Origin of the sequence: Thermosynechococcus sp. HY596 (assembly GCF_030518715.1) — a bacterium.
Taxonomy (GTDB): domain Bacteria; phylum Cyanobacteriota; class Cyanobacteriia; order Thermosynechococcales; family Thermosynechococcaceae; genus Thermosynechococcus.
The window spans coordinates 332,941-357,968 of record NZ_CP130346.1 but is presented as its reverse complement, the minus strand read 5'-3'; the positions used below and the strand labels follow the sequence as shown (position 1 = coordinate 357,968).

29 protein-coding genes are annotated in these 25,028 nt (G+C 53.3%); 10 read left to right on the top strand and 19 right to left on the bottom strand.

The genetic code is table 11. The features are described 5' to 3' along the window. Positions 1-32: 32 nt before the first annotated feature. The gene (locus QYC28_RS01760; RefSeq protein ID WP_302679744.1) at positions 33-212 is read right to left on the bottom strand and encodes a hypothetical protein; all 180 of its coding nucleotides are present in this window, start codon (positions 210-212) and stop codon (positions 33-35) included. Positions 213-583: 371 nt separating this feature from the next. Between QYC28_RS01760 and QYC28_RS01755 the strand changes: the two genes are divergently transcribed. The 3 genes from QYC28_RS01755 to cysE all read left to right on the top strand — a co-directional run bounded on the left by QYC28_RS01755 (position 584) and on the right by cysE (position 3,561). Continuing rightward, positions 584-1,138: a late competence development ComFB family protein gene (locus QYC28_RS01755; protein ID WP_149821588.1), complete on the top strand. Its 555-nt coding sequence runs from the start codon at positions 584-586 to the stop codon at positions 1,136-1,138. Next, entirely contained in the window at positions 1,135-2,745 is a 1,611-nt protein-coding gene (gene cimA / locus QYC28_RS01750; protein ID WP_302679743.1) for a citramalate synthase, read from the top strand. Before QYC28_RS01755 ends, cimA begins: the two co-directional genes overlap by 4 nt. Positions 2,746-2,820: 75 nt before the next feature. Next, complete coding sequence (cysE, locus tag QYC28_RS01745) at positions 2,821-3,561, top strand: serine O-acetyltransferase (protein ID WP_302679742.1); 741 nt, start codon at positions 2,821-2,823, stop codon at positions 3,559-3,561. Here cysE and QYC28_RS01740 read toward each other — a convergent pair. The 9 genes from QYC28_RS01740 to QYC28_RS01700 form a co-directional block, all read right to left on the bottom strand. Next, complete coding sequence (locus QYC28_RS01740; protein WP_286626339.1) at positions 3,558-4,076, bottom strand: DUF721 domain-containing protein; 519 nt, start codon at positions 4,074-4,076, stop codon at positions 3,558-3,560. The two genes, cysE and QYC28_RS01740, sit on opposite strands and share 4 nt — an antisense overlap. Positions 4,077-4,092: 16 nt before the next feature. Further along, positions 4,093-4,980: a PRC-barrel domain-containing protein gene (locus QYC28_RS01735; protein WP_190278159.1), complete on the bottom strand. Its 888-nt coding sequence runs from the start codon at positions 4,978-4,980 to the stop codon at positions 4,093-4,095. A 142-nt stretch (positions 4,981-5,122) separates the two neighbouring features. Beyond that, positions 5,123-5,599, bottom strand: coding sequence for an allophycocyanin (locus tag QYC28_RS01730; RefSeq protein WP_149817612.1), 477 nt, complete (start codon positions 5,597-5,599; stop codon positions 5,123-5,125). Between the two features lie 21 nt (positions 5,600-5,620). Next, on the bottom strand, positions 5,621-6,094 hold the full coding sequence (locus tag QYC28_RS01725; protein ID WP_149817610.1) for an allophycocyanin: 474 nt from the start codon (positions 6,092-6,094) through the stop codon (positions 5,621-5,623). A 45-nt stretch (positions 6,095-6,139) separates the two neighbouring features. Then, positions 6,140-6,871 (bottom strand): V4R domain-containing protein, encoded by a 732-nt coding sequence (locus QYC28_RS01720; RefSeq protein ID WP_149817608.1) that lies wholly within the window; start codon positions 6,869-6,871, stop codon positions 6,140-6,142. A gap of 112 nt (positions 6,872-6,983) precedes the next feature. Beyond that, entirely contained in the window at positions 6,984-9,035 is a 2,052-nt protein-coding gene (ligA, locus tag QYC28_RS01715) for an NAD-dependent DNA ligase LigA (RefSeq protein ID WP_302679741.1), read from the bottom strand. Positions 9,036-9,061: 26 nt separating this feature from the next. Next, the gene (locus tag QYC28_RS01710) at positions 9,062-9,985 is read right to left on the bottom strand and encodes an NAD(+) kinase (RefSeq protein ID WP_149817604.1); all 924 of its coding nucleotides are present in this window, start codon (positions 9,983-9,985) and stop codon (positions 9,062-9,064) included. Positions 9,986-9,993: 8 nt separating this feature from the next. Beyond that, on the bottom strand, positions 9,994-10,986 hold the full coding sequence (locus QYC28_RS01705; protein WP_149817603.1) for an NAD(P)H-binding protein: 993 nt from the start codon (positions 10,984-10,986) through the stop codon (positions 9,994-9,996). A 120-nt stretch (positions 10,987-11,106) separates the two neighbouring features. Continuing rightward, positions 11,107-11,634: a pentapeptide repeat-containing protein gene (locus QYC28_RS01700; protein ID WP_190278158.1), complete on the bottom strand. Its 528-nt coding sequence runs from the start codon at positions 11,632-11,634 to the stop codon at positions 11,107-11,109. A 48-nt stretch (positions 11,635-11,682) separates the two neighbouring features. Between QYC28_RS01700 and aat the strand changes: the two genes are divergently transcribed. From aat to QYC28_RS01680, 4 genes are all read left to right on the top strand, one after another. Beyond that, positions 11,683-12,273 (top strand): leucyl/phenylalanyl-tRNA--protein transferase, encoded by a 591-nt coding sequence (gene aat / locus QYC28_RS01695; protein ID WP_190278157.1) that lies wholly within the window; start codon positions 11,683-11,685, stop codon positions 12,271-12,273. A 158-nt stretch (positions 12,274-12,431) separates the two neighbouring features. Then, positions 12,432-13,271 carry a YgcG family protein gene (locus tag QYC28_RS01690; RefSeq protein ID WP_286668880.1) on the top strand — a complete coding sequence of 280 codons (840 nt, stop codon included), beginning with the start codon at positions 12,432-12,434 and terminating at the stop codon, positions 13,269-13,271. 74 nt (positions 13,272-13,345) lie between these two features. After that, positions 13,346-13,864 carry a hypothetical protein gene (locus QYC28_RS01685; RefSeq protein WP_024125793.1) on the top strand — a complete coding sequence of 173 codons (519 nt, stop codon included), beginning with the start codon at positions 13,346-13,348 and terminating at the stop codon, positions 13,862-13,864. Positions 13,865-13,940: 76 nt separating this feature from the next. Beyond that, positions 13,941-14,201, top strand: coding sequence for a YkvA family protein (locus QYC28_RS01680; RefSeq protein WP_302679740.1), 261 nt, complete (start codon positions 13,941-13,943; stop codon positions 14,199-14,201). A gap of 3 nt (positions 14,202-14,204) precedes the next feature. Here QYC28_RS01680 and QYC28_RS01675 read toward each other — a convergent pair whose 3' ends face one another. The 5 genes from QYC28_RS01675 to QYC28_RS01655 are packed head-to-tail and all read right to left on the bottom strand — an operon-like array spanning position 14,205 to position 17,778. Continuing rightward, positions 14,205-14,474 (bottom strand): hypothetical protein, encoded by a 270-nt coding sequence (locus QYC28_RS01675; protein ID WP_190278156.1) that lies wholly within the window; start codon positions 14,472-14,474, stop codon positions 14,205-14,207. 2 nt (positions 14,475-14,476) lie between these two features. Then, positions 14,477-14,914, bottom strand: coding sequence for a M48 family metallopeptidase (locus tag QYC28_RS01670; RefSeq protein ID WP_226971983.1), 438 nt, complete (start codon positions 14,912-14,914; stop codon positions 14,477-14,479). 12 nt (positions 14,915-14,926) lie between these two features. Continuing rightward, the gene (locus QYC28_RS01665) at positions 14,927-15,280 is read right to left on the bottom strand and encodes an iron-sulfur cluster assembly accessory protein (RefSeq protein WP_190278155.1); all 354 of its coding nucleotides are present in this window, start codon (positions 15,278-15,280) and stop codon (positions 14,927-14,929) included. Between the two features lie 40 nt (positions 15,281-15,320). Beyond that, a complete protein-coding gene (gene lpdA / locus QYC28_RS01660) occupies positions 15,321-16,757 on the bottom strand; it encodes a dihydrolipoyl dehydrogenase (protein ID WP_302679739.1) in 1,437 nt (478 codons plus the stop codon). A gap of 58 nt (positions 16,758-16,815) precedes the next feature. Further along, on the bottom strand, positions 16,816-17,778 hold the full coding sequence (locus tag QYC28_RS01655; RefSeq protein WP_286626318.1) for a DUF362 domain-containing protein: 963 nt from the start codon (positions 17,776-17,778) through the stop codon (positions 16,816-16,818). A 142-nt stretch (positions 17,779-17,920) separates the two neighbouring features. On the opposite strand from QYC28_RS01655, the gene QYC28_RS01650 reads away from it, so the two are divergent. Next, positions 17,921-18,325 carry a hypothetical protein gene (locus QYC28_RS01650; protein ID WP_149817595.1) on the top strand — a complete coding sequence of 135 codons (405 nt, stop codon included), beginning with the start codon at positions 17,921-17,923 and terminating at the stop codon, positions 18,323-18,325. On the opposite strand, the gene QYC28_RS01645 is transcribed toward QYC28_RS01650, so the two are convergent. After that, positions 18,299-19,756 carry a site-2 protease family protein gene (locus tag QYC28_RS01645; protein WP_149817594.1) on the bottom strand — a complete coding sequence of 486 codons (1,458 nt, stop codon included), beginning with the start codon at positions 19,754-19,756 and terminating at the stop codon, positions 18,299-18,301. The genes QYC28_RS01650 and QYC28_RS01645 overlap by 27 nt on opposite strands. Here QYC28_RS01645 and QYC28_RS01640 point away from each other — a divergent pair. Next, complete coding sequence (locus tag QYC28_RS01640) at positions 19,755-20,429, top strand: MBL fold metallo-hydrolase (RefSeq protein WP_149817593.1); 675 nt, start codon at positions 19,755-19,757, stop codon at positions 20,427-20,429. The two genes, QYC28_RS01645 and QYC28_RS01640, sit on opposite strands and share 2 nt — an antisense overlap. A 232-nt stretch (positions 20,430-20,661) precedes the next feature. Then, on the top strand, positions 20,662-21,099 hold the full coding sequence (locus tag QYC28_RS01635) for an Hsp20/alpha crystallin family protein (protein WP_149817592.1): 438 nt from the start codon (positions 20,662-20,664) through the stop codon (positions 21,097-21,099). A gap of 103 nt (positions 21,100-21,202) precedes the next feature. Here QYC28_RS01635 and grxD read toward each other — a convergent pair whose 3' ends face one another. The 3 genes from grxD to QYC28_RS01620 form a co-directional block, all read right to left on the bottom strand. Beyond that, entirely contained in the window at positions 21,203-21,526 is a 324-nt protein-coding gene (grxD, locus tag QYC28_RS01630) for a Grx4 family monothiol glutaredoxin (RefSeq protein WP_149817591.1), read from the bottom strand. Between the two features lie 61 nt (positions 21,527-21,587). After that, on the bottom strand, positions 21,588-21,839 hold the full coding sequence (locus QYC28_RS01625; protein WP_149817589.1) for a BolA family protein: 252 nt from the start codon (positions 21,837-21,839) through the stop codon (positions 21,588-21,590). Positions 21,840-21,908: 69 nt separating this feature from the next. Continuing rightward, positions 21,909-25,004 (bottom strand): response regulator, encoded by a 3,096-nt coding sequence (locus QYC28_RS01620; protein WP_302679738.1) that lies wholly within the window; start codon positions 25,002-25,004, stop codon positions 21,909-21,911. Positions 25,005-25,028 lie beyond the last annotated feature (24 nt).

Here is a 25,028-nt window from a genome sequence, read left to right as displayed (position 1 = left end):
CGCTGTAGGAATAAATTCGGTCTCTCAGTCCTTTATTCAAAATGATAGTCGGGACATTGAATGGCGGCTTCAGTAGCTGCCCAATCGGGATGTAGGGAACACTTGAGGCGGTAGTCTCCTGAAAAGAAACGACAGCGAGAACAGGGAATTTGATGTAAGCGGCGGGCGATCGCCAGCCCCTCCTGTGTGAAGTGCCACACATTCCACGCCATGATTGCCAGCAGCAGCCAAGCAAAACAAAAACAAATTGGGACTAGTAATGGCTCTACGGTATGTAAAAAAGATGACAACCAAACAACCATAGGCTGCAACAGAAGAAGAAATGAGAATGATGTGGGCGACTGCTAGCCTTTAATTATTTCCTACGACAATTTTACCACTTGGCTATACAGGTATAAATATAAAGATTTCGTAGGATTTGGCAGTTCTTTGCAACAGTTCTTATCGTTATCTTAGCGTTACCGCCTTTTTCTAAAATATGGACTACCTACAGTGCAAAATTTCCCCTGCCCTTGGCAGTTCCTCGGCATATACTAAATTTGAGTGGGGGAGTGCCCCTACAGCAATTACGGCGGAAACACGTATGGGGATTCAAGAGATTGTTGAACAAGCACTGCGCAATGGTTATCTCACACCAACGCAGGAGGCAGAAGTAGGACGCATTTGCGACAAAGCCACCGAACTCTCCGTGGAAGACTATATGGCGTTGGATCGCCTTATGGGTGCCCTATTGACGGGGCAAGTGGTGGCGGTTCCCCGCAAGCAATTTATCAACGTCATGGAAGAATTGGTGCTCACCGAGGCAATTACCCGCATTGCTGCCATTGAAGCGGAGCAAGAATGCGCCCTTGATTTGGGAGATATTGCCGCCTACGCCCTCAACCGCCTTCCCCCGCTCTACGCCACAACCGAAGAGGGCGCACAGTATCAACGCCAGCGGGCTGAAGAGGAACTCATGGATCTGATTCGCGCCCAAGTCCAAGAGGCGATTAACCGCAGCATGGCACGGCCACAATTTCATCCGGAGCGATCGGCCATTGGCAAAACCTCTGGTAAAGAGGTCTTTTCCCAAGTCAGTTCTTTGCTGCAGGCTTACGCCAATGACTATGAGCATCCCAAGGGAGAGTCGGCACAGTGAAAATTTGGCTGTACGATACCACTCTCCGCGATGGCGCCCAGCGGGAAGGTCTCTCCCTCTCCCTCGAGGATAAACTGCGGATTGCCCGTCAACTGGATCGCCTTGGCATTTCCTTTATTGAGGGGGGGTGGCCGGGTGCCAATCCCAAGGACGTACAGTTTTTTTGGCAGTTGCAGGAAACGCCCCTCCAACAGGCAGAAATCGTTGCTTTTTGTGCTACTCGTCGCCCCGGCCGCAAGGCCGCAGAAGAGCCAATGTTTGAGCCGATTCTAGCGGCCGGTACCCGCTGGGTGACACTCTTTGGCAAATCTTGGGATCTGCATGTCACCGACGGTCTCAAGACCACATTGGCGGAGAACTGCGCCATGATTGCCGACTCAATCCAGTTCCTCCGCTCCCAAGGACGGCGGGTGATCTACGATGCTGAGCATTGGTTTGATGGCTATCTTGCCAATCCAGACTATGCCCTACAAACCCTTGAAACGGCTTTGGCTGCTGGGGCAGAATGGCTCGTTCTGTGTGATACCAATGGCGGTTGCCTCCCCCATCAAATTCAAGCCGTAGTGGCAGACGTAATGGCGCACTTTGGTGGCCTTGATTGTCTGGGGATTCACACCCACAATGATGCCGGGACGGCAGTAGCCAATGCCCTTGCGGCGGTGCAAAGTGGTGTGCGGATGGTGCAGGGAACGATCAACGGCTATGGCGAACGCTGCGGCAATGCCAATCTGTGCACCCTGATTCCCAATCTGCAATTGAAACTGGGCTATGACTGTGTCACTCCGGAGCAGTTGGCGACACTGACGGAAGTCAGCCGCCATGTGAGTGAAATTGTCAACCTTGCCCCCGATGATCACGCGCCCTATGTGGGTCTGTCGGCCTTTGCCCACAAGGGGGGAATCCATGTCAGTGCCGTGCAGCGTAACCCCCGTACCTACGAACACATTGAGCCGCATTGGGTGGGCAATCAACGGCGCATTATTATTTCTGAGCAGGCGGGTATCAGCAATATTTTGGCGAAAACCAGTGAACTCGGCTTTGAGTTGGATCGGCAGCATCCCCTGAGTCGGACGATTTTGGAGCGGATTAAACACCTAGAAAGCGAAGGCTATCAATTTGAAGCGGCGGAAGCGAGCTTTGAACTGCTGATTCAGGAGGTTCTAGGGCAGCGCCAGCGACCCTTTACCCTCAAGGGCTTTGATGTTTTTTGCCGCACCGATTCACGCCAACTAGAGGCCACGATTCGCAGCCAGTCTCTGGCCACGGTCAAAGTTGAAGTCAATGGGGAGGAGATGCTCACGGCGGCAGAGGGCAATGGTCCTGTCTCAGCATTAGATCAGGCGCTGCGCAAGGCCTTGATGTCCTTCTATCCAGAGATTGCCGAGTTTCACCTGACGGACTACAAGGTGCGGATTTTAGATGGCCATGCCGGCACGGCAGCCAAAACACGGGTGCTGGTGGAATCCAGTAATGGGCGCGATCGCTGGGCAACAGTCGGTGTCTCTGCCAATATCATTGAAGCTTCCTACCAAGCAGTTGCCGAAGCCCTCGAATATGGCCTACAGCGCACTCGGCGATCGCAACCTTCCCCTTTGGTGGCCTCCTGAAGCCTCTTAGACCTTGGCAAAATCCGCTAAGATCAAAACTGCTGTTTAGGTTGCATCACTGCCAAGGAGCCGCGTGTGCTCAGCACCCTCAAAGCAGATTTCCAAATTATCTTTGAGCGGGATCCCGCTGCCCGCAATTGGTTAGAGGTTGTTTTTTGCTATCCCGGACTTCAGGCCATTGTTCTCCATCGGTTGAGCCACTGGCTTTGGCGGCGGGGTATTCCCTTTATCCCCCGCTTTATTTCTCACATTGCTCGCCTGCTGACGGGGATTGAAATTCACCCCGGCGCCACGATTGGCAAGGGCGTTTTCATTGATCACGGCATGGGGGTCGTCATTGGCGAGACTGCGATTGTGGGCAATTACTGTTTGATTTATCAGGGAGTGACCCTCGGCGGTACCGGTAAAGAAACGGGAAAGCGGCACCCTACCCTCGGTGAAAATGTGGTTGTCGGTGCTGGGGCAAAGGTGTTGGGCAACCTCACGATTGGGGACAATGTGCGCATTGGCGCGGGGTCTGTGGTGCTGCGGGATGTGCCCTCGGATTGTACCGTGGTGGGGATTCCCGGGCGAATTGTCTATCGTGCAGGTGCCAAAATTGCCCCCTTGGAACACGGTCAACTGCCAGACTCTGAGGCCGAAGCAATTCGCTATCTCTTGGATCGCATTGAACTCCTAGAGAAACAGGTGCAAACACTGCAACAGCAGGAAAAGGTGCCTGCTCTGGCGCAAGGACAGTTGCAAGCCTCCCAAGGTCAAGCCTGCCGCCTGAGCGATCGCCCCATTGAAGAGTTTCTCAACGGCTCTGGTATTTAGAGCGATCGCGTGTAACACAGGCCACAACGCCCCCAGCGCTGTAATTCCTCAAGGGGAGTGGGGCACTGACAGCGGGGGCATAGGGGATAGTCTCGCGATCGCTGGCGCACTTGGGCTTGCCATCGTTGAAAAGCCTCTTGGGGAGTGGCCGCAGGCGCCACACTGGGAAGATTCCCGACTTTCGGTAAGGCCTCATGGCTAGCGATCGCCGAGCGTTGGGGTTGCCAGTCCCGATTGGAAAAGCGAATATCACTGAGGGGAATACCAAGGGTCTGCTGAATTTTGACCATGACGGGCGATCGCGAGAACATCAGATGATGTGCCCAAGTACTACTGGCAACGGCCACATGCAAAACCCCTTGACTGGTGAGTTCCACAGGAACAGCGTGCTCAGCGACGACCGCCCCCACGAGCTGCGGCCACTGCTCCAAAAGACGCAAGAAGTGTTGCGGCTGTTGCCATTCAGGAGCCTGCTGCCATTGCTGAAGTACCGTGGCCAGTGGGACATAGGCCATTGTGGACTATTCCCGACTATTCGTGATCGTATTCCTCTTGCTTCTGCCGCTGCTCAAGGCGAATCGGTTGTTGTTCTTCCCAAGGATCGGCAGTGGGTTCCGATTCCGGCAGTTCTACGGGCATGGCTGGAGCTGGAGGTTTAACTTGACGCGAGCGGGGACGCTCTTCGTACTCATACTCCTCCTCATACTCCACATACTCGGGCTGGCGACGGCGCCGCCGGGGAGCGGTTTCCCAATCGGCTTCGTAATCACTGCGGCTGCGTTGGGGGGGATAGACAGGCGATCGCGCTCCGGAGGGCAATTGATTACTGCTCGGCGTAACGGGTTGATAGTACTCGTCCTCGTCGCTTTCCCAAGGGGGTGCCCCCAAGCCGACCCGTTCTAAGAGACCCACTGTTAATTGCCGCAGGCGGGTTTCTGCCCCTTCAAAGACAATAATGCGATCAGGGCCGGTGCTGACAATTTCCTCAATGGGCAACTCGTAGGTGCTAATCAGTTGCGCCGGAATCCAAGGCAAGCCAATGGAAGCCAAAATCAAATCCGTAATGTCGCCCGTTTCAGGATCAAACTTAAAGCCCCGTACCTTACCCAGCACTTCGCCGGTTTCGGTGACAATCTCACTATCAATCAGTGTGCTGTAGTTGTAGGTATTGAGAGCTTCGGTGACATCATCATCGTGCTCAACGAGAATGACATCGCCAATTTGGCGAATACTGTCGAGAAGAATGTAGCGTTGCTCCCCTGTAAAGAGGGTATTGCGTACCCCCAAGGCCACCACTTGCCGCTGGTCAATATCGACCCAAACTTGATTAATGACGCCTAACTTCCGACCAGTATCACGGGTAATTACCTGTGTACCGATCAAATCTGCCCGTTGCAGCAATTGCGCCGATATGGTCATGCCTTTGTGTATCCCAATGAATCTTAGTAATACTATAGCGGCGAATACCAATGGTACGCCAAAGGCGATCGCAGGAGTGATAAATTGCCCCGTGCAATCGGTGCTTCTAGGCTAGCGCATTTTTGCCACACTGCTCAGGTGCTCAAGCCGATTCCCCTAGGATGGACTGGGTCAGTGCCATCACAGGCTGCATTAACGGTGTTTCCTCTCCCGAGAGCACTTGATTGACCGCTTGGGGCAGGACTTGGTACGTCACTTGTGCCACCTTTTCATCCTTGAAGGCCTTAATGATCGTGCGGTACCACAGCAAGAAGCCATCCCGCAGGGCATCCAAATCGGCAAATAACATCGCCGCTGCCGCTAGGCGCAGCACATGCTTGCGATCGCGCCGACACACGGCGGAATAGTCGTGATTGCCCTTACGGAAAATATGGGGACTTTTGGCGCGCAGTTGCTGCTCCACCTGATCTAGGATTTTCTCTTCAGCATCGCGGATTTTTTCGTAGGCACGAATGCGCTGCTCCGCTGCTGCTAGATAATTTCTGAGAAATTCCAGTTCCTTGGCACTGGCATAGCGGCCATCGGCCTCAAGGCTGAGTTTTTCTAGTTGACGCAGCATCAGTCCCACCCCACAACAACTCTATTCTGACAAAATTGAACTGCCGAGGGCAAGGACAGGCTGCATCACCCGTTGTTCTTCGGGCGTGAGCAGTTGCTTCATCATATTCGGCAGGTACTTGCCATAGGTGGAGGAGGCAGTTGCTTCGTAGTTAAAGGATTTGACAATGGTGCGGTACCAAAGTAAGAAATTATCCCGCAGCAAGTCCAACTCCGCAAAAAGCATGGCCGAGGCACACAGACGAATGGTATCCACTAAATCACGACGGCAAATTTCTGAGCGATCGCCATTGATGAACTGGAAGCAGCGGGGATTTTCTGCCTTTTGCATGGATTGAATTTTATCCGCCATCATTTCCGCCTCAGTGCGGATTTTTTCGTAGGCACTGATGCGACTCTCCACCGAGGCCAGATAATCCCGCAGAAAGTTCAATTCCTCAGGACGGGCATAGCGACCATCGGCAACAACGGTTAAGTGATTCAACTGACGGAACATAGGGCAACCCTCGCTAGAAAATAAATGAACACACTCACCTGGAGCTTATCGTTTCACCAACTCCCCTTGGCGCAGGCGTTTTTCAATATCCCGTGCCGTGGCTCCTTCGTTTTGCCAGAAGGCAGCAGCATCAATGCGATCCTGTTTACCGACGAGAAACTTACAGTAGGTTTCCCCCATGGCATAGCACTGCAACTCGATACAACTCAGGGGCTTTTGAATCAATCCCGTAAAGAAGCCCGCAAACAGACCGGCATAGATGTAGCAGACGGGCTTACCCACATCCCCAAGGGTGCGCGCCACCACGGAGTCAAAGATATTGATGAACATAAAACCATTCTTTTGCTCCGTGAGATCCACTTCCCAGTTGCCCCAGCCTAGGGTTGTAAAGGGCCACCACCAAGCCTCAAGGATAAATGTCAAGGCGGCCTTGCGTAGTTCGCGCTGGTACTCTTGCTCAAAGTGTTGCTTAAAGACAACCGCATCGCGTTTGCCCCACTCTTCGCCAATTTTGTACATGACGAGGGCAGAAGCAGGGCCAACTTCCTCTTCGAGACCTTCCACTAGGCCAATGACAAAGTCTTCTGTCGCTAGAGCGATCCGCTGATCATACCAGTCGGTAATGCTGCCCCGTTGGCGATCAAATTGCAGATAGTCCCGCAGGCTATAGTGATTGGTGCGCGTCGGATGAGTTTGGTGTAACTGATGCTGATAGCCCTGAGCACGGGTCATAGCATTGGCACTCCCAGCAGGTCGAGACGGCGTGACAGAAACCATAGATCAGCGAATTGCCCCCTATTGTGCTTGAACGTTAGGTACTAAGCAGCCACACTTTTTAGGCTAAAAGATTTTTCAGGGTCGTGACGCCGTACTCCCACTAATTTTTTGTCTAACGACACATTTCTATAAGTTCTGTTTCACTGATGCAGGGGATGCCCAATTCTTGAGCGCGTCGCAGTTTACTCCCCGCTTTTTCGCCCACCACTAGATAATCCGTTTGCCGACTGACACTCTCACTCACTTGACCGCCATGTTGCTGGATCAGCGTTTTGGCTGCTTCACGGGTGAGGCTGGGTAGGGTGCCTGTAATCACAAAACGTTTGCCCGCAAGGGGTTGCCCAGTCGTTGGTGCAGTGGCGATCGCCGCCGCCAGTTGTAGCCCCAAGGCTTTGAGATCAGCAATGAGGGTTTGGTGCGCTGGGTCTTGGAACCACTCGTGAACCGCTTGGGCAATTTCCTCACCAATGCCATAGACCCCACACAGATCGGCGACGGTAGCAGCGGCCAGCTCCTCAACAGACTTGAATTGATCGGCAAGCACTTGGGCATTGACACTCCCCACATGGCGGATGCCTAGGCCATAGAGCACCCGTGGCCACGGTTGTTCTTTCGAGTCGGCGATCGCCTGCAACAATTTAGCAGCGGACTTTTGACCCATGCGCTCAAGGCGCAACAGTTGTGCTGCCGTCAGGCGATAGAGATCTGCCGGGGTGTGCACCAACTCCTTGGCCACCAATTGCTGTACTAGCTTTTCCCCTAACCCTTGAATATCCAAGGCATCCCGACTTGCCCAGTGGAGGATTTGGCCGCGCACGATCGCCGGACACCGCGGATTGACACAGCGACTCACAGCTTCGTTGGCAGGGCGCACCACCGGCTGATGACATTCAGGACACACGGTGGGCATCGTAAAGGGTTGAGCCGTTGGCGATCGCAATTCGGGAAAGACCCGCACAATCTCTGGAATGATTTCGCCGGCTTTGTGGATCACCACCTTATCGCCAATGTGCAAATCCAATTCGGCAATGTAGTCTGCATTGTGCAGCGTTGCCCGTGATACCGTGGTACCCGCTAATTGCACTGGCACCAGTTCAGCGACTGGGGTGAGCGCACCCGTGCGTCCCACCTGAACCGTAATTGTCACCACATCGGTAATCGCCTGTTCCGGTTCATACTTCCAAGCAATACAACCTCGGGGAAACTTTTGCGTAAAGCCAAGAGCCTGTTGCAGCGTTAAATCATTGAGCTTGACCACAATGCCATCGGTCAGATAGGGCAGTTGGTGGCGTGCAGTTTGCCAGTGGTCGTAGTAGGCTTTCACCGCCTCTAGGTCAGGGCAGTCGGCATTGTGGGGATTGACCCGAAAGCCAAGGCGTTGCAGCGCATTGAGCACTTGCCGCTGCGATTGGGGTTCCCCTGCTTGGTGCTCACCCAAGGGAACGCTACCCCCTTCAGGTAAATGCAGCGCATAGGCAAAGAAGTCCAGTTGGCGTTGGGCAACAATGCGCGGATCCAGTTGACGGAGAGTACCGGCGGCGGCATTACGGGGATTAGCAAAGGGAGCTTCTCCTTGGGCTTGGCGTTCTTGGTTGAGTTGATGGAATCGCGCCAAAGGCAAAAAAGCTTCCCCACGAACTTCAACGATTGGTGGTGGGTTCTCGACGGCTAGCCGCAGGGGAATGGTGCGAATCGTGCGCACATTGCTGGTAATATCCTCACCGCGTTGGCCATCGCCCCGAGTTGCCCCCCGCACCAATAACCCGTTTTCATAGGTCAAAGCAAGGGCCACGCCATCCATTTTGAGTTCGCAGACATATTCCGTCGGGGGAATTGGCTCCTCTCGCCGTAGGCTACGCCAATAGCGCTGCCAGCGTTCCTGCCACGCCACCATATCGGCAAAGGTAAAGGCATTTTCGAGGCTATAGAGGGGAATGCGATGGCTGACACTCTCAAATTGACTGACGGGAGCTTCGCCGACCCGCTGGGTAGGGCTGTCGGGGGTGATGTACTCAGGATGAGCCGCTTCGAGTTCCTGCAGTTCGCGATAGAGCTGGTCATAGACTTCATCTTCCATGATCGGCTGATCGAGGGCATAGTAGGCGTAGCTCGCACGCTGAAGCAGGTGCCGCAGTTGTTGAATCCGTTCGGCTGCTGTTGTCATCGGGGGTTCCTTCGAGACCATTTGCCCTAGGGATTTGGACTATTCTTGGGGCGTGGTTTGGCTACATGGGGCAGTCCCCAGCCCAGTTTTTGCCGCAGCACATGGAAGAATTCTGGCGCACGCAGGCGAATGAAGCGGGCACGGTAGGGGGCACGTTGCACAAAAACTTGATCCTCTGGCTGAATGTAGCAGCCCGCATTGCCATCCACCACCAGAATGAGATGCTTGAAGGGGTTCGCTGGATAAATCCACACCGGTTCGCTGTTGGCAAAGACAAGGGCACGGGAGGCTAAAGAGTGGGGACAAATGGGCACCAATTGTAAAGCCGCCACACCGGGGGTAATCACAGGGCCACCCGCCGAGAGGGCATAGGCCGTAGAACCGGTGGGGGTGGAGAGAATCAAGCCATCAGCAGCAATATCCACGCGGGCATGGGCACCCACATCCACTTCAAAGTGGCACATTCCCGTCAGGGGTTCTTTGTGGATCACCATTTCATTGAGGGAGAGGGCTTCCCAAATAACGGTTTGATCGCGCAGGACTTGAACCGTGAGCATCGTGCGATCTTCAATCGTGTAGTCGCCGCGCAGCACTTGATCAAGGGCAGGTTCTAAATCGGCGACATAGCCCTCGGTGAGAAAGCCCAAGTGGCCGGTGTTGATGGTGAGCAGCGGAATCTCACAGGGAGCCAACTGGCGAAAGGCAGAAAGCACAGTGCCATCGCCGCCAAGAACCACCGCAAAGGCCATGGAAGCATCAAAGCCGGGGGGCACCAGTTGATCAATGGGGGTATGGCAGACGGGACTATCGGGACGGGAATAGCCAAGAATGCCACCAATCCCCGTGGCCATGTGCACTTCCCAGCCCTGAAGCTCTAAGATTTGACGGACATGGGTAGCCAATTCGACCGCAAGGGGTTTGCCTTCGTTGTAGATGATCCCCGCCTTCACAGCAACTCCTAGGGGGTGGACTTAAAGGGACTGCGTTTTTTGCGTCCAGATTTTTTCTGTTTGGCTTTTTCGTAATCCAATTCTTTGAGTTTACGCAGAATTCGGGTGAAATAGTCCTGTAAATAGGCCTCAAGGGTCAGGGTTTCGCTGGGATCGAGGTCAAAGGTGCGATAGACTTCCTCCATCGGGGCATTGAAGACTTGACCACTGGCAATCACTTCCGTAAAGGCAAGGCGATCGCTAATGTTCCATGTCCACTGAAACCACTGGGTGGCCTGCCGTGCGGCTCGCAAAACCCCAATGGGCAAGCGGGTAATTTTTGCCTCCTGCCCTGAGAGATTTTCACATAGCTTAATAATTTCATCGGCTGTCCAAGCGCGGGTGCCCGCTAGATCAAAGGTTTTGCCATAGGTCGCTGGCCGATCAATGGCACGCACGGCAAATTTGGCCACGTCCTGAGTATCCATGTAGGCAATGGCGGTGGACTCTCCCAAAACCCAAATGGATTGATTTTCCAGAATCGGGATCGCGTATTGGCCAATCAAGCCCTGAAAGAAGCCACAGGGACGCAGGATCGTGTAGTTTAGCCCTGATTCGCGCAAGAAGTCTTCGGTACAGTGTTTGATTTGCATCAGGGGCACGTGGGGATAGTCCTGCGCTCCCATAATCGAGAAAAAGATCAGGTGCTCAATATCAGCAGCTTGGGCAGCCTGAATCAAGTTGACTTTGCCTTGCCAATCCACTGCTTCGATGGTTAGGGTATCGGTGGGGCGAGTGGCAGAGGCATCAATGACCACTGAGGCTTTGGCGTACTGCAATGCCTCAAGAATACTGTCAGCAGCACAGAGGTTTCCCTGAAGAATGGTGGCGCCCCATTCCCGCAGAAAGGTGGCTTTGGCTGGACTGCGGACAAAACAATAGACCTGATGTCCTTCATCTAAAGCGCGGCGCACAATTTGCCGCCCTAGGGTACCCGTACCGCCAACAATAAAAACGTTCATGAAAAACTCTAGTCATAAATCTTAACTTTTGTAATACTTTATCAGAATTCCCGACACGGGCGATCGCGCAGCGTGTCCTACGGACAATCGTGGGGATCATCCTGAGCAAACGCAGACGGATTAAGTGGCAAAGTCTTCACAGTGGAGCGTTTCCCATGTTTTGCGCCCCGTCACGGGATTAGTGCCACTGGCAACCTTGCAGAGCTTGCGTTGGGCGTCTTCCCGCAGTTCCACATCGGTAAAGTCAGCCCCGGTGATAATGGCATCGTCAAAGTTGGTATTAAAAGCAAAGGCACCTTCAAGGATGGCATTGGTGAGATTGGCCTTGGTCAGCCGTGCGGTGTCCAATGTGGCGTAGCGTAAATCGGCACCTTCAAGGTTAGCCGTTTCCATGTTGGCACCAAAGAAGCTTACCCCCTGAAGATTGGTGTGGCTGAGGTTACTGTGGAAGAGGTTGGCTTTTGTGAATTCCGACCCCCGCAGATCCCGCCCGGAAAAATCCATATTGATCAGGGCTTCTTTCGTGTAATCTTCGGCGATCGCCCCCGTAGGGGTGAGCAGAATCCACAGGATGGCCAATAGCAATGCTACACACCAGCGCCAGTAACGGCTAATGGTTGTCGTGACAGCTGAGGATGAGAGTAGCATAGGCAACACTAGAGTTAATGTGAAGTGTCTATTGTTCAGATTATCAGCATGGAGATTTCTGAGGCCGAGTGGGTACGCGATACCTTTATTGATGATGGCTATGCCGAAGGCTACTTTCTCATGGGGGAAGGCGATCACCTAGAGTGGTACACCAGCCGCCAGCGGGCATTGATTCCCCTCGATGAGCGGTTTCGCTATCCGAAGTCTTTGCAGCGGGTGCTCAATCAAAATCGCTTTCAAGTAGCGATTAACCGGGACTTTGCTGCTGTGGTTGAGGGGTGTGCCGATCGCCCGAGTACATGGATAACACCCCGTCTCAAGGAGGTGTACCATCTGCTTTACGCCACGGGTTGGGCAGTAAGTTTTGAAACGTGGCAGGGGGATGAACTGGCAGGGGGCATTCTCGGTATTGTGATTGGCGGCGCATTTATTGGTGAGTCCATGTTCTATCGCATCCCCGACGGCTCGAAAGTGGCGATGGTGAAACTGGTGGAGTATCTGCGGCGTCGCGGCTTTCTGCTGTTTGATGCCCAACTGCAAAATCCCCATCTTGAGCGCTTTGGGGCATATGTTGTCAGCGATCGCGAGTATCGGCAGTTATTGGCACAGGCAATTCGTCAACCCTGTCAATTTCTCTAATGCTCTCAGACCAGTGCCTGCGTCAATTATCTATCAGAAACAATTAATCTATTCTTAAACGAAACTTAGTCATAAATTAGTCATCAATACACACATTTTGTGAATGTTTTTGAGCAGAAAAGCTATACTGTGAGCCAAGATGCACTCCTTTCAGAAAAATGATGACTTTGCGCTGGCGAAACCGCCCTTTGTTGCTGATCCTTTCTGTGGTGGCCGGTTTGATGTTGACGCTGGCGCCGTCGCCGATTCAAGCCTATGTGCGCTTCCCTGATTTACCCGATACCTACATCAACGATCTAGTGAAGGTGTTAGAGGATCCCCAGCGGGAACAGGTTCGCTCCGAACTTCAAGCATTTCATCAACGCACGAATCAGCAAGTCCTGCTGGTAACGATTCCTTCCTATCGCGACTACAGCAACCAACACCCGAGTTTTGAAGCCTTTGCCACGGATTTATTTAACCATCGGGGCGTGGGTAGCCGTTGGCGCAATGATGGCGTGATGATGTTGGTTGCCCCTGGCGATCGCAAGGTGCGGATTGAATTGGGCAGTGCCTATGGCAGTGGTTGGAACCCACGCATGCAAACCGTGATTGATCGCTATATGCTGCCGGACTTTCGCCGGGGCCAGATGGCGCAGGGCATCATGAATGGGGTGCGTGCTCTGCTCAATGAACTGGGGACCAATCAGTTGACCACCTCCAGTAGCTCTGTCCCCTCAACTTACACCAGCACTGCCGGGGGGAACATTATTACGGGCATCTTTATCATTGTTGGTCTGATCATTCTTATTCCTTCCAGCATCATTTCTGCGATCGTCAAGTTTATTTTCAATTTCTTTTTTGGCAACTGGCCGCAGCCTCAGGATCGCTCTCGCCCCTCCTACGACGATGATGACGATCGCTACCACAGTTACTCCAGCTATGACGACAGTTACTCGAGCCGCAGTGATGATGAGGGTGGGCATTCCTCAGGTGGGGGGGCTTCGGGCAGTTGGTAACTGGATTCACCCCTACTAGAATTGAAGGCCAAAATGCTAAAATAGCGTCGTTCCGTAGCACATGAGACACGCTCTTGACGCAGGCGACGAATCTTCCGGGCATTGATTCCCCCCAAATTGATGAGTTTTTGCAGGAATTAGCGACAATCCAAGACTCTGGTCCGAAGCGGATTGCGCTCCTTGGCTCGCGTCACGTCCCGATTACGCATCAGCACCTCATTGAAATGATGAGCTATGCCCTCGTGCTGGCGGGTAACCGCTTGATGACCTCAGGTGCCGTTGGAACCAATGCGGCTGCGATTCGGGGAGCCATGCGGGCAGACCCCAATTTGCTAACGGTGATCTTGCCCCAAAGTCTTGAGCGCCAGCCTCGCGAGTCCCGCCAACAACTGGATAAGGTGATGCACTTGGTGGAGAAGCCCGAAAACGATCACCTGCCCCTCGCAGAAGCCAGTTCCCTCTGCAATCAGGAAATTATTTCCCGCTGCCAGCAACTGATTTGTTTTGCTTTTCACGATAGCCACACACTGCTGCAAACCTGTGAACTGGCGGAAGAGCAGCATAAGGTGGTGACGCTCTTTTACTTTGATTAGCCGCGGACGGTTTTCCCCACCTAGGGCCATTGAGTCCCTATGCCAGAATAGGAGCAGGGTTCAAGGTTGATACGCCATGAGCGGCTTCTACAACTGGTATCGGAATGTGTTGCGGCATCCTAAATATCGCTGGTTTATCATTGCCGCCAGCTTGATCTATTTGCTCAGTCCTCTGGATATTTCACCAGACCTAGTGCCAATCGTTGGTCAATTGGATGATGTCACGGTCATGGTGATCCTTGCCAGTGAGCTAACGCAATTGCTGGTGGAGCGGATTAAAAGCCGGCGATCGCCCAACCTCACCACGGCCGTAGATGTGGAAGCAGAGCAAGTTTAGGGATTAATCCCGCGATCGCAAGTCACTGCCAACAGAGCGCAGCAGCCAGCGGTTTTGCACATAACTCAGGGCACCGTTAATGAGTGCGGCGGCCATTAAGATGCCAATCGCAGGCATAAAGAGGGGTTCCCAGAGGCTGAACCAGAGATCAAAGCCAAGGGGTAGCGCCAAGGAGCGCCCCACAAGGGCGACCACAAACCAGCCAAAGCTAGCCAAGACAAAGAAGGTATCCGCCACCAAGAGCCAATTGATCACGTCCCGCAGCCGTGCCATAGCTATCCCCCCAATACCCACTGTTTGACGCGGGCAAGGCTCTCCCAATTGGGTTTGCGCTGCAGGCCGTCGGCAAAGTTATCGATGACCTCTTGGCGCAGCTCAGCGACAGCAGCAACAACGGTTTGCGCCAATTCGATGTGGGGACGAACCCCCTTTTGGCCTGTTTCTAGCATCGCTACCGCAAGGTTAATGCGGGCTTGGGGGTCTTCAGGATTTAGCTTGACCGCTTTTTGGGCAGCCTTCAGGGCAGATTGGGGCTTGTCATCGAGGAGATAGAGCCACGCTAAGCACGTCCAAGCGGCGCTACTTTTTTGAGCACGCTGGCAAATCTCTTTGAAGGTGGGAATCAGTTCCGCCGGCGGTGCCCCTTCTTTGTAGCGGGCGATCGCCGCCTCAAATTGACGTTCAACGTCACTCACCGGTTGAGATGTGGTCAAGGGCAGGACTCCTTAGGCAGAAAATGAGGTACCACAGCCACAGGTTTGGGTGGCATTGGGATTCGTAAACTTAAAGCCGCCACCAATGAGGGCGTTGCTGTAGTCGAGCACCAAGCCATAGATGTAGAGCATACTCTTGGGATCGGAGACCACCTTGAAGCCATCGTAGTCAAAGACTTCATCATCGGGACGGATATTGGCGGGGTCTTCAAAGTCCATGGTGTAGGACATGCCGGAGCAGCCACCCCCTTTGACGCCGACCCGCAAACATAGGTCTTTGCCGTGCTGATCGCGGAGTTCAAGCACGTGCTTGAGGGCAGCTTCGGTCATCATGATTCCCTTGGCGGGTTGTGTGGCCTGTGTCATCACCCACTCCTGAAAGACTCCAAACTTTATCGTAGCAAGTTCAGCGGTGGCTCACCATCTCGTGGGCACGCTTAAAGGCTTCGTCCAGCACCTCCGAGAGGGTGGGATGGGTGTGAACATTAAAGGCTAAGTGGCTCACGGTTTGGCGATCGCGAATGGCATTGGCGGCCTCTTGAATTAAATCCGAAGCATGGAGACCAAAGATATGCGCCCCCAGTAGCTCGCCGGTATCCGCACGGAAGATCACCTTGGCAAGGCCATCGGTTTCGGTTTCCGCCAGCGCTTTTGAGTTGCCCTTGAAATAGGTGCGTGCCACTTGGACTTCAAAACCTTCTTTTTCCGCCAATTCGCGGGCTTGGGGTTCCGTCAGGCCAACAAAACTGATTTCTGGATGGGTAAACGCCGCTGCAGGAATACTGCGATAATCCACTTGGCGTGGTCGGCCAACAATGGTTTCCACGACAGCAATTCCCTGCGCCGAAGCGGCATGGGCAAGCATCATTTTCCCCGTGGCGTCACCGATCGCCCACAGGTGGGGAACGGGTTTCCCTTTTTTCGTTACTGCCAAATACTCATTGACGGGGATAAAGCCACGCTTATCGGTGTTGACGCCCACACTCTCTAGGCCAATATCTTGAGTGGCGGGAATGCGACCGGTGGCCACAAGGCAGGCATCCACCTCTAGAACCTCCACCACTTCGTTGGCTTTGGCATCCGCCAATTCAATGACCACCGGACTACCGGGAATCACCCGCTTGGCTAAGGTACCGCTGTAGGTTTCAATGTCGCGAGGGGCAATCAAGACCCGCTGTGCCTGTTTAGCAATATCTGGATCAAAGGTGGGCATCAGTTGATCCAGAGCCTCAATCATGGTCACTTCGCTGCCGAGGGCGGTGTAAATATCGGCAAATTCTAGGCCAATGTAGCCACTGCCAATAATCGCCACCCACTGTGGCAACCAATCCAGCTTAATGGCATCGTCACTGGTATAGACGGTTTTGCCATCCACTTCAATACCGGGGGGCACCCAAGGCACTGACCCCGTGGCAATGATAATGTCCTTGGCGGTAACAATTTTTTCCCCTGTGGGGGTGCTGATGCTCACTTTTTGGGAACCCGCCACTTTCCCGCGACCAATGAGCGTATCCACACCGAGACGCTTGAGGCTGTTTGTCAGATCACTGCGGATTTTTTGTACCAAATTGGCGGCATGGGCAGCCACACCCGCGCGATCCACATTCACCCGCCCCAGTTGAATCCCTAAGGCTTGCCAATGACTGGCTTGACGCAGTTCCCGTACCCGTCCGGCTGCCGCAAGGAGAGCCTTTGAGGGAATACAGCCGCGATTGACGCAGGTGCCCCCCATTTCTGCGGCTTCAACAATGGCCGTTTTCAGACCGACACTCACGGCATGCAGGGCAGCCCCATGTCCCCCCACACCCGCACCGATAATGACGAGATCGTAGTCAAAGCTCAAGGACGGTTCTCCCCAACAGCATTTTCCTAGCTTATCAAAGGCCGTCCCCCCTGAGAACTTAGACCTTTTGGCTATAGGCGGTTAGGGGTTCTTTGATCCAACGAATATAGAGATGTTTGAAGGTGGATTTGAGGACACGCGGCGCGCCAAAGTCAATGGGCATCATCTGCTGCGGCAGTTGCCAATCCCGAATCGCCAATTCATGGGGCTGTGCCAAGGGAAAGTCAATCTCACTGAGGTCATAGTTGTAGCCAAGGGCGGTGGCGGCACGCTGGGTGGGAACGCGATCCGGATCAACATTCAGAACCGCCACAAGAGCGCGATCGAGGGCAAAGACATCGCGACTGGCACCCAAAATATTCAGGGGGCGCGGCGTTCCCCCACTGGGGCCATTGCCTTCATGGCCGATAATGCCATCCACAATCGTGAGGTCGGGGGCGATCGCCCGTGCAGTTTCCACGAGCATGCGGCCAAAGCGATCGGCATCCTTGCCGGCTTCCATATGCCACCATGCCTTCATTTTGCCGGGGACACAGCCAAAGAGATTCTTGACCCCAAGGGTGAGGGTGAGTTGCACATGGGATTTGACCTTGGGTAGGTTAATGACGACATCGGCGGCCATCGCTTCTTTGCTCAGGCGCAGGTGAGCAAATTCAGGATTGGCGGTGGCATAGCGATCGCCATGGAATTCAATGACCGGTAAATTCAATTCCTGAATAAAGGGCAAATAGCCATTGTTGCGGGCGACCCCCAATGCCGAGCCAAAGGCAGGTCCATCCCCTAGGAAGGGTTGTCCCCCCACCGCCTGCACCATTTTGGCAACGCAATAGACCAGTTCTGGGCGAGTGACGCATTCGTGTTTTGGTCGTGCGCCGGTGAGTAAATTCGGCTTGAGCAGCACGCGATCGCCCGGTTTGACGATCGCCGCCATTCCCCCCAAGGGCGCTAGGAGTTCCTCAAGGGATGCACTGAGACGGTCAAGGTCATAGGATGTTGCCCGCAGTAAACTCACGCTTGGCATCGGAGGCTCCTTGTCACTGGCATTGTTTCTCAACAGTGTGCCACAAAGATAAAATTGAGGCTTTGCAATCCCTGCCCAATGATCCTCTCAAACCAACATTAGATGATGAAAAAGCTGCAAAAAGATACGATAGAGAAGAGAAATGTCTGCTAACGAGCGATCGCGAATGCCCCAAGGCCTTGAGTCAGAATTTCGGCAGCAGGTGGATCGCCTGCATCGCTTTACCGTTCTCATGCGCTGGAGTGTGGTGCTCTTTCTTTGGCTGACGGTTGGCACATTGAGTCTCTGGGGCTTCCGTTATGAAATTAGCCTGATGCGGGAGCATTTTACGTGGGCAGCGTTGCGTTATGGCATTCTCTTCAATCGGCTGCCGGCGATCGGTTTGGCGCTGTGCATTGGCATGACCCTGAGCGTTCTCTACTGGCAGACCCGCAACATTTTCTGGGGCAGATCCCCCAAGTGGCAGCAACGCCTAGAAAAACAAGTCCTGCGCATTCGTCAACAGGGGCAACGCCATCCCCTATGGCATTGGGTGTGTCGGCAGTAGCAAATCCCCCAGAGGTGCCGGCACCGGCAAAATAATGAGCAATAGCAACACCAGTGCCATCAAGCCAAGGGCATCGCGCCAGTTATCCAATTCACTGACATCATTGAGGGCAGGTTCATCAAAGGCAGGCATAAAGAAGAGGATCAAGGCCCAGACAAAGAGCCACGGTTGAATAAAGGAGAGAATCAGCACCAGTAAACGGCTGACTTGGCCAATGACTGCCCCCGCCCGATGACCATACATCGCATGGACAATGTGCCCCCCATCCAATTGACCCACCGGCATCAAGTTCAAAGCCGTCACCACCAAGCCCAGCACCCCCGCCACTGCCATCGGATGGAGGTGTAGCGCACTATCACTCTTGAGGGCAGCGCCAAAAATGGCTTTGGCAATCAGGGCAAAGAGAAGCGAAATGCGGGGACTAAACACTTGGGGATTGAGGAGCTGCTCGGAAGCATTGGCGGGCAGTTGTACCACCTCGGACTGCTGTAGTCCCCAAACTAGAATCGGTAGCGTCACGAGCAATCCCGCAAGGGGACCTGCCATACTGATGTCAAAGAGGGCACGGCGATGGGGAACGGGCGATCGCATCTGGATAAAGGCCCCCAGTGTGCCCATGGCAAAGGGGAGAGGAATAAAGTAGGGCAGCGTTGCTTTGACGCGGTAATACCACGCGGTGGCAAAGTGTCCCAGTTCATGGATGCCCAAAATCAACAGCAGACTGACACTGTAGGGCAACCCCTGCCAGAGCAAACTGGGATTGAGTCGCAGCTCCGCCGCCGTCAGATCAGGCGCCACGAGTGCCAAGCCAGCAACGGTGGTGGTGAGAAAGGTTAAGGCAAGTAGGCCAAGGCTAAGACCGGGACGAAAAAGCTGTTGGGGCTGGGGCAGGCGATCGCGAGGAATCAAGGCAAAAAAGGGCTTATTACTCAAACCCATTTGAAACATGACCAGAAAGCGATCGCCAAAGCGTTGGGCAATATTGCGCTCCACGGTTTCATAGACTTGGTTGGCATCCCCGCGCATTTGCCCCCGGCAGATCACCGCCTGCGGACGATACTCAATTTGTTGCAGATAGTACATGCCCCAAGGGAAACAGCTCTGCAATTGCGTTTCTTCATCCTGATTGAGGAGCTTGCCATTTTCCGTCGGTGTGGGCGGTGGGGGTGTGGGTGGTGCCGCTGGTAAGGAGGGCTGGCCTCGGCGCAAAAGCACAAGATAGAGCACCGAACTGGTGACAAAAACAAGGATCAACCATCCCGACGGCACAGGGGTATTCCCTAAAAGCAGCATCCAACCCCCAATAAAAAATGCTGGCAACATCAGCACCAGCCATAGGAGCCACCAAGGGGTTTGACTGACACGGGCAGCACTCTGGCGGACAATAAACACCAAGATCAAACCCAATACAATAAGGGAAATCCATGTCATGATTTCGATACCTGTGGCTCAACAACAGAAACCGCCCCGCCTTGTATTGCCCATGGTTTACGGGTTTCCACCAAACCGCGAGACGCTGGGAGGCACTGCTTATCTCATTGTAGAAAATGATGGCAATACCCTTATTGATTCCCCCCCTTGGACAGAGAGCAGCCAAAATTGGCTCAGGGAGCAGGGTGGCGTTCAGCGCCTCATCCTTACCCATCGGGGGGCGATCGCCCGCGTTCGTGAGCTGCAGCGCACCTTTAACTGTGAAGTGATCATCCATGCCCAAGAGGCCTACCTGCTGCCCCAAGTGGCCGTGACCACCTTTGGGAACCATCTGCAAGTCAGTGAAACCCTCGAAATCCTCTGGACACCCGGTCACTCCCCCGGCAGCGCCTGTGTCTATTGGTCTGGCCAAGGGGGTGTTCTCTTTAGCGGTCGTCACCTACTCCCTACGCCGACGGGAGAACTGGCACCGATGAAAACGGCGACCACCTTCCACTGGCCTCGACAACTGCGCAGTGTTGAGACATTAAAAGCCTTTTGTCGGCAGAAGTCCCTGAGTTATCTCTGTCCGGGGGCAAATATTGGTTTTCTGCGGGGGACACTGGCGATCGCCAATGCCCAAGCCATTCTGCAAGAAATCCCTGTTGATAACCTTTTGGCTAACAAGGTTTAATGTTTCCTTAATTTCCCCATCAGGATAATACAGGTTCGGGAAAAGGAACTTGGAGAGATCGTTAAACCCCACTTGGATCAAGACTTGCATCCTCTATAGTGAAGGTAGGCAGAGGGAATAAGCCCAAGCAATACCAAGGGAAACAAAAACAAAGTTAATTGTTGGTGCTGTTCTCTCTGTAAATCATCCCGTGGGCAATCTAAAACCTTAAGGAATACAGGAGGATCAGCGTATGGCACTCGTTCGTTGGGAACCGTTCCGCGAAATCGATGCGCTACAACGCCAAATGAACCGTCTATTTGATGAATTGATTCCCTTGACCGAACGCCGCAACGATCTCAGCTTCTTGCCGGCAGCCGAACTCGAAGAAACCCCTGATGCTTTGCTTCTAAAAATTGAACTGCCCGGCATGGAGGCCAAAGACCTCGACATTCAAGTGACGGCGGATGCGGTCTCTGTCAGTGGCGAACGCAAATCTGAAAGCCAAAGCGAAAGCAATGGTATCAAACGCACCGAATTCCGCTACGGTAAATTCCAACGGGTCATTCCTCTGCCAGTGCGGATTCAAAACACCGATGTCAAGGCCGAATACAAAGATGGCATCTTGCACCTGACCCTGCCGAAAGCGGAAGAAGAGAAAAACCGCGTCGTCAAAGTGAACCTTGGCTAATCCGCCACTTTCTCGGCCAAACGGTCAAGGTTGTTGAACAGATGATGAAGCTCCCCCAGCAATGGGGGATTTATTTTGGGCGTCAGTGTAAGGTGAGCAAAAACTATGAAGCGAAGGCCACCTCAACCAGTTGTTGCAACTCACCACTTTGGTATAGCTCAATGAGAATGTCCGAGCCACCAATAAACTCACCATTGATAAACACTTGGGGAATCGTTGGCCAGTTGGAATACTCCTTAATCCCTTGGCGAATCTCAAAATCCTCAAGGACATCCACCGTTTCATAGGGAACACCGAGGGCATTCAGGATTTGCACCGCATTGTTGGAAAACCCGCATTGGGGCATGAGCTTGCTGCCCTTCATAAAGACAATGATTTTGTTGCTTTTGACGAGGTGATCAATTTTGGCGTGGAGTTCGGGTGTCATCGTTGGCTTTCCCTCTTGAGTTCACAAGTTACAAAAGAACAGCAATAGATTGCATTCTAAATCACTGGCGTTGTGCCCATTGCTGGGGGGTATAGGTCTTGAGGGCAAGGGCGTGGAGTTCATTGCTGGCCATGAGATCCTTAAGGCTGCTATAGACCAATTGGTGCTGCTGCACCAGTCGCTTACCCTCAAAGGCGGCAGAGACCACTACAGCTTCGTAATGATCGCCACCCCCGGTCAAATCTTGCACTTGCACAAAGGCATCGGGCAAGCTGGATTGAATTAAGGTGGTCAGTTGTTCAGGGGTAACCATAGATAATTATTTATTCCTAGCTGGAATCAAGAACCAGTTAATCTATCTCCTTTAGTCTATCGCTAAATGTTAAGTTGTTGAGGTCTGGAGGGGATGGCACTGACGGAGGGCACGCACTAAGTCTTCAAGGTTAATGGGCTTGCTCACATAGTCGTCCATACCTGCATCCAAGCAAAGCTGGCGATCGCTCTCCATGGCATTGGCGGTCATGGCAATAATTCGCGGACGGGGTTGGTTCAGCTGTTGAAACAGATTAATCACCTCACGGGTAGCCGTTATCCCATCCATCTCCGGCATCTGCATATCCATCAAAATCACATCATAGGGCTGCCGTTGCACCGCATCCAGCACCTCCAAACCATTGGCAGCAATATCACCGCGATAGCCCAATTTTTCTAAGATGCGCAGTGCCACCATTTGATTGACTTTGTTGTCCTCGGCAATGAGAATCCGCAGCGGCGGCAGACCAGCTTTTAAGTCTTCAAAGGATAGGGCAGCCGCTGGCTTAGGCGATACCGTTGTCGGCTCTTGGCCAAATAAATGGTTAAAGACATTGTACAGTGTGGACTGTTTGACCGGCTTGCTGATCAGGGCAGAGAATAAAGCAGTTTCCGACTCTGGCAGTGTATTGCCCAGGGAGGTTAGCAGAATCAGGGGCAATTGCGTGTAGGTGGCGCGAATTTTACGAGCAAGGGAAATGCCATCCATCTCCGGCATTTGCAGATCTAAAATGGCCACATCCGGCAGGGCTTGTTGTTGAAGAAGCACAAGGGCCTTGGGGCCACTCTCAGCCACAAGGGGGTGCATTTTCCAGTTTTTGGTTTGTAGGGCCAAAATTTGACGGTTGGTGGCATTGTCATCCACAATGAGCACGCGCCGATTTTCAAGATGGCCGACCCCCCTGCTCTCTTTGGCAATGGCCCGCGGATTGACGAGAAATTTGACAGTAAAGTAAAAAACAGAGCCACTTTCTTCAATTGGGATCGATTCATAGTTGGCTGGGGGTGTGCCGCCAACGGCCAAAGGATCTGTAGCCGTTTTACTTTCTACCCAAATTTGCCCCCCCATATGCTCCACAAGGCGTTGACAAATGACAAGGCCCAAACCTGTGCCGCCGTAGTGCCGAGTGGTTGAGGCATCCACTTGCATAAAGGGCTGAAAGAGGCGAGCCATGCCCGTTGGCGAAATGCCGATGCCCGTATCCTGAATGGCAAACCAGTAGGAGTAATAGCAGGGCATAAACTCATACTGGCTCATTGGTGCAGGCATGCCCTTAAGGTAGAGGGTCACATTGCCACCTTGGGTAAATTTGATGGCATTGCCCATGAGATTCACCAAGACCTGCCGCAGCCGCCCCATATCACCAATGACCTCATAGGGAATCCCTGGCTCAATATGGGCAGCTAGTTCCACCTGGCGATCGCTGGCTCGACTGGCCAAAAGGTCGAGGACTTCTTCGACGCAGTTACACAGGTTAAAGGGATAGCTCTCTAACTGCAGCTTGCCCGACTCAATCTTAGAGAAATCGAGAATATCATTGATGATGGCAAGTAGGGCATCACCACTGAGGCGAATGGTGTTGACAAATTCCCGCTGTTGGGGATTGAGGGGGGTATCCAGCAGTAATCCAGTGAGGCCAATGATGGCATTCATTGGGGTGCGAATTTCATGGCTCATGGTGGCCAAAAATTCACTCTTGGCCCGGCTGGCTTCCTCGGCAGCCCTACGCGCTTGCTCTAGGAATTCCTGCTGCTGGATCATTTGGGAGATGTCTTCCCAGGTGCCAACAAAGCGATCTTTGCCACGGCTTTGCTGCAGAGGAATAATCCGCGCCCTAATCCAGCGACTACTGCCGTCTTCTTGAACCACCCGGAAGCGCTCGTTGAGGGGTACCCTCTTTCGCTGGCAGCCGGCCCATGCCTTCAAGACGCGATCGCGATCCTCAGGGTGCAGGCGTTCTATCCACTGTTGTTCGGCTTCCTCCAGACTGTTGACGCCCAACAGGTCTAGAAGTGCCTGATTCAAAAAGGTGGGTCGTCCCTCGGCATCTAGAGTAAAAATGCCCACCGGCGCCATTTTGCTGACACTACGAAAGCGCGCTTCACTTGACCTTAGGAGTTCTCGCAATTGCTCTTTGCGCTGGCGATCGCGGGCAATGATCAAGAGAGCACCAGCCGCCAAAACGGATAGGGCAGCAAAGAGGACAAGGAACTCCTGGTGGAGGCGGCGGCTGTATTGCGCCAACAGGGTGTCAGAAAGCCGCGAAACCAGCCACCAACGGGTGCTGCTCGAGTCCCTAGCCGAATTGGTTGCTCGATCAGCAGAGAGGTAGTTGGCCTTTAGGGGAAAAAAGGCTTGATAGACAAATAGCCCCTGGGGGCTCAATAGGCTGCCTCGAGGCCGTCGTTGCATTTGTTGCCACAGCAGCGGATATTGATTGCGGATCGTAAACTGCTGTCGCTCAGGATAATGGAATCCCCATTCTTGGTGATTATTTTCTGCAATGAACCAATAGCCTTGGTCATCTGCTAGGAGACAGCTGCTGTTCCCTAGATTGCAATTGTTGATCAACTGATTGAGAAGGTGGCTGGCGCGGTAACGAACCAGCAAAACCCCCCTTGGTGCTGCTTTTTGGTACAGGGGTACCCCAATATACAAAACAGGTTGAGCCAAGCTGATACCAGTGCCCTCTATTATATCCAAGGGGGAAATAAAAATCTGGTTGGGGGTCAATCGCTGTAGGATAGGCCAGTAGCGGTCAATTGTCTTGGTCGCAGCGGCATCCGTCGCTTTGGGTGTTGCATGCCACTGAAAACGCACCCTGCCCTCTGGATCAAAAAAATAAAATTGATCATAGTGTTTTTTGAGGCGTTGCCATGCTGCCAGTCCTGCCTTTGCCTTTTCGTGAGCCTCTTCCCCAGCAGAAGCCTCCATTAAATTAGACAACACCTGCAGTGCCATCAAAGCTCTCAACTCTTCAACCGCGTCATCCAAGATCATTCTTAGGAGCAGCCGGCTGCGCTCTAGTTTATACTCCTCTTGCAGTTGTAAGTCCTTAAGAAGAGCGTGGCGTTGGCTAAAATAGAGGGGTGTTAACAGAGCGGCAATGACTGCTGTTGTGGGCAAAAATAACTTAATGAAAGAGAAAAGAGGAAAGCGAAACATGGACGTTCTCGCTGGCGGTGAGGA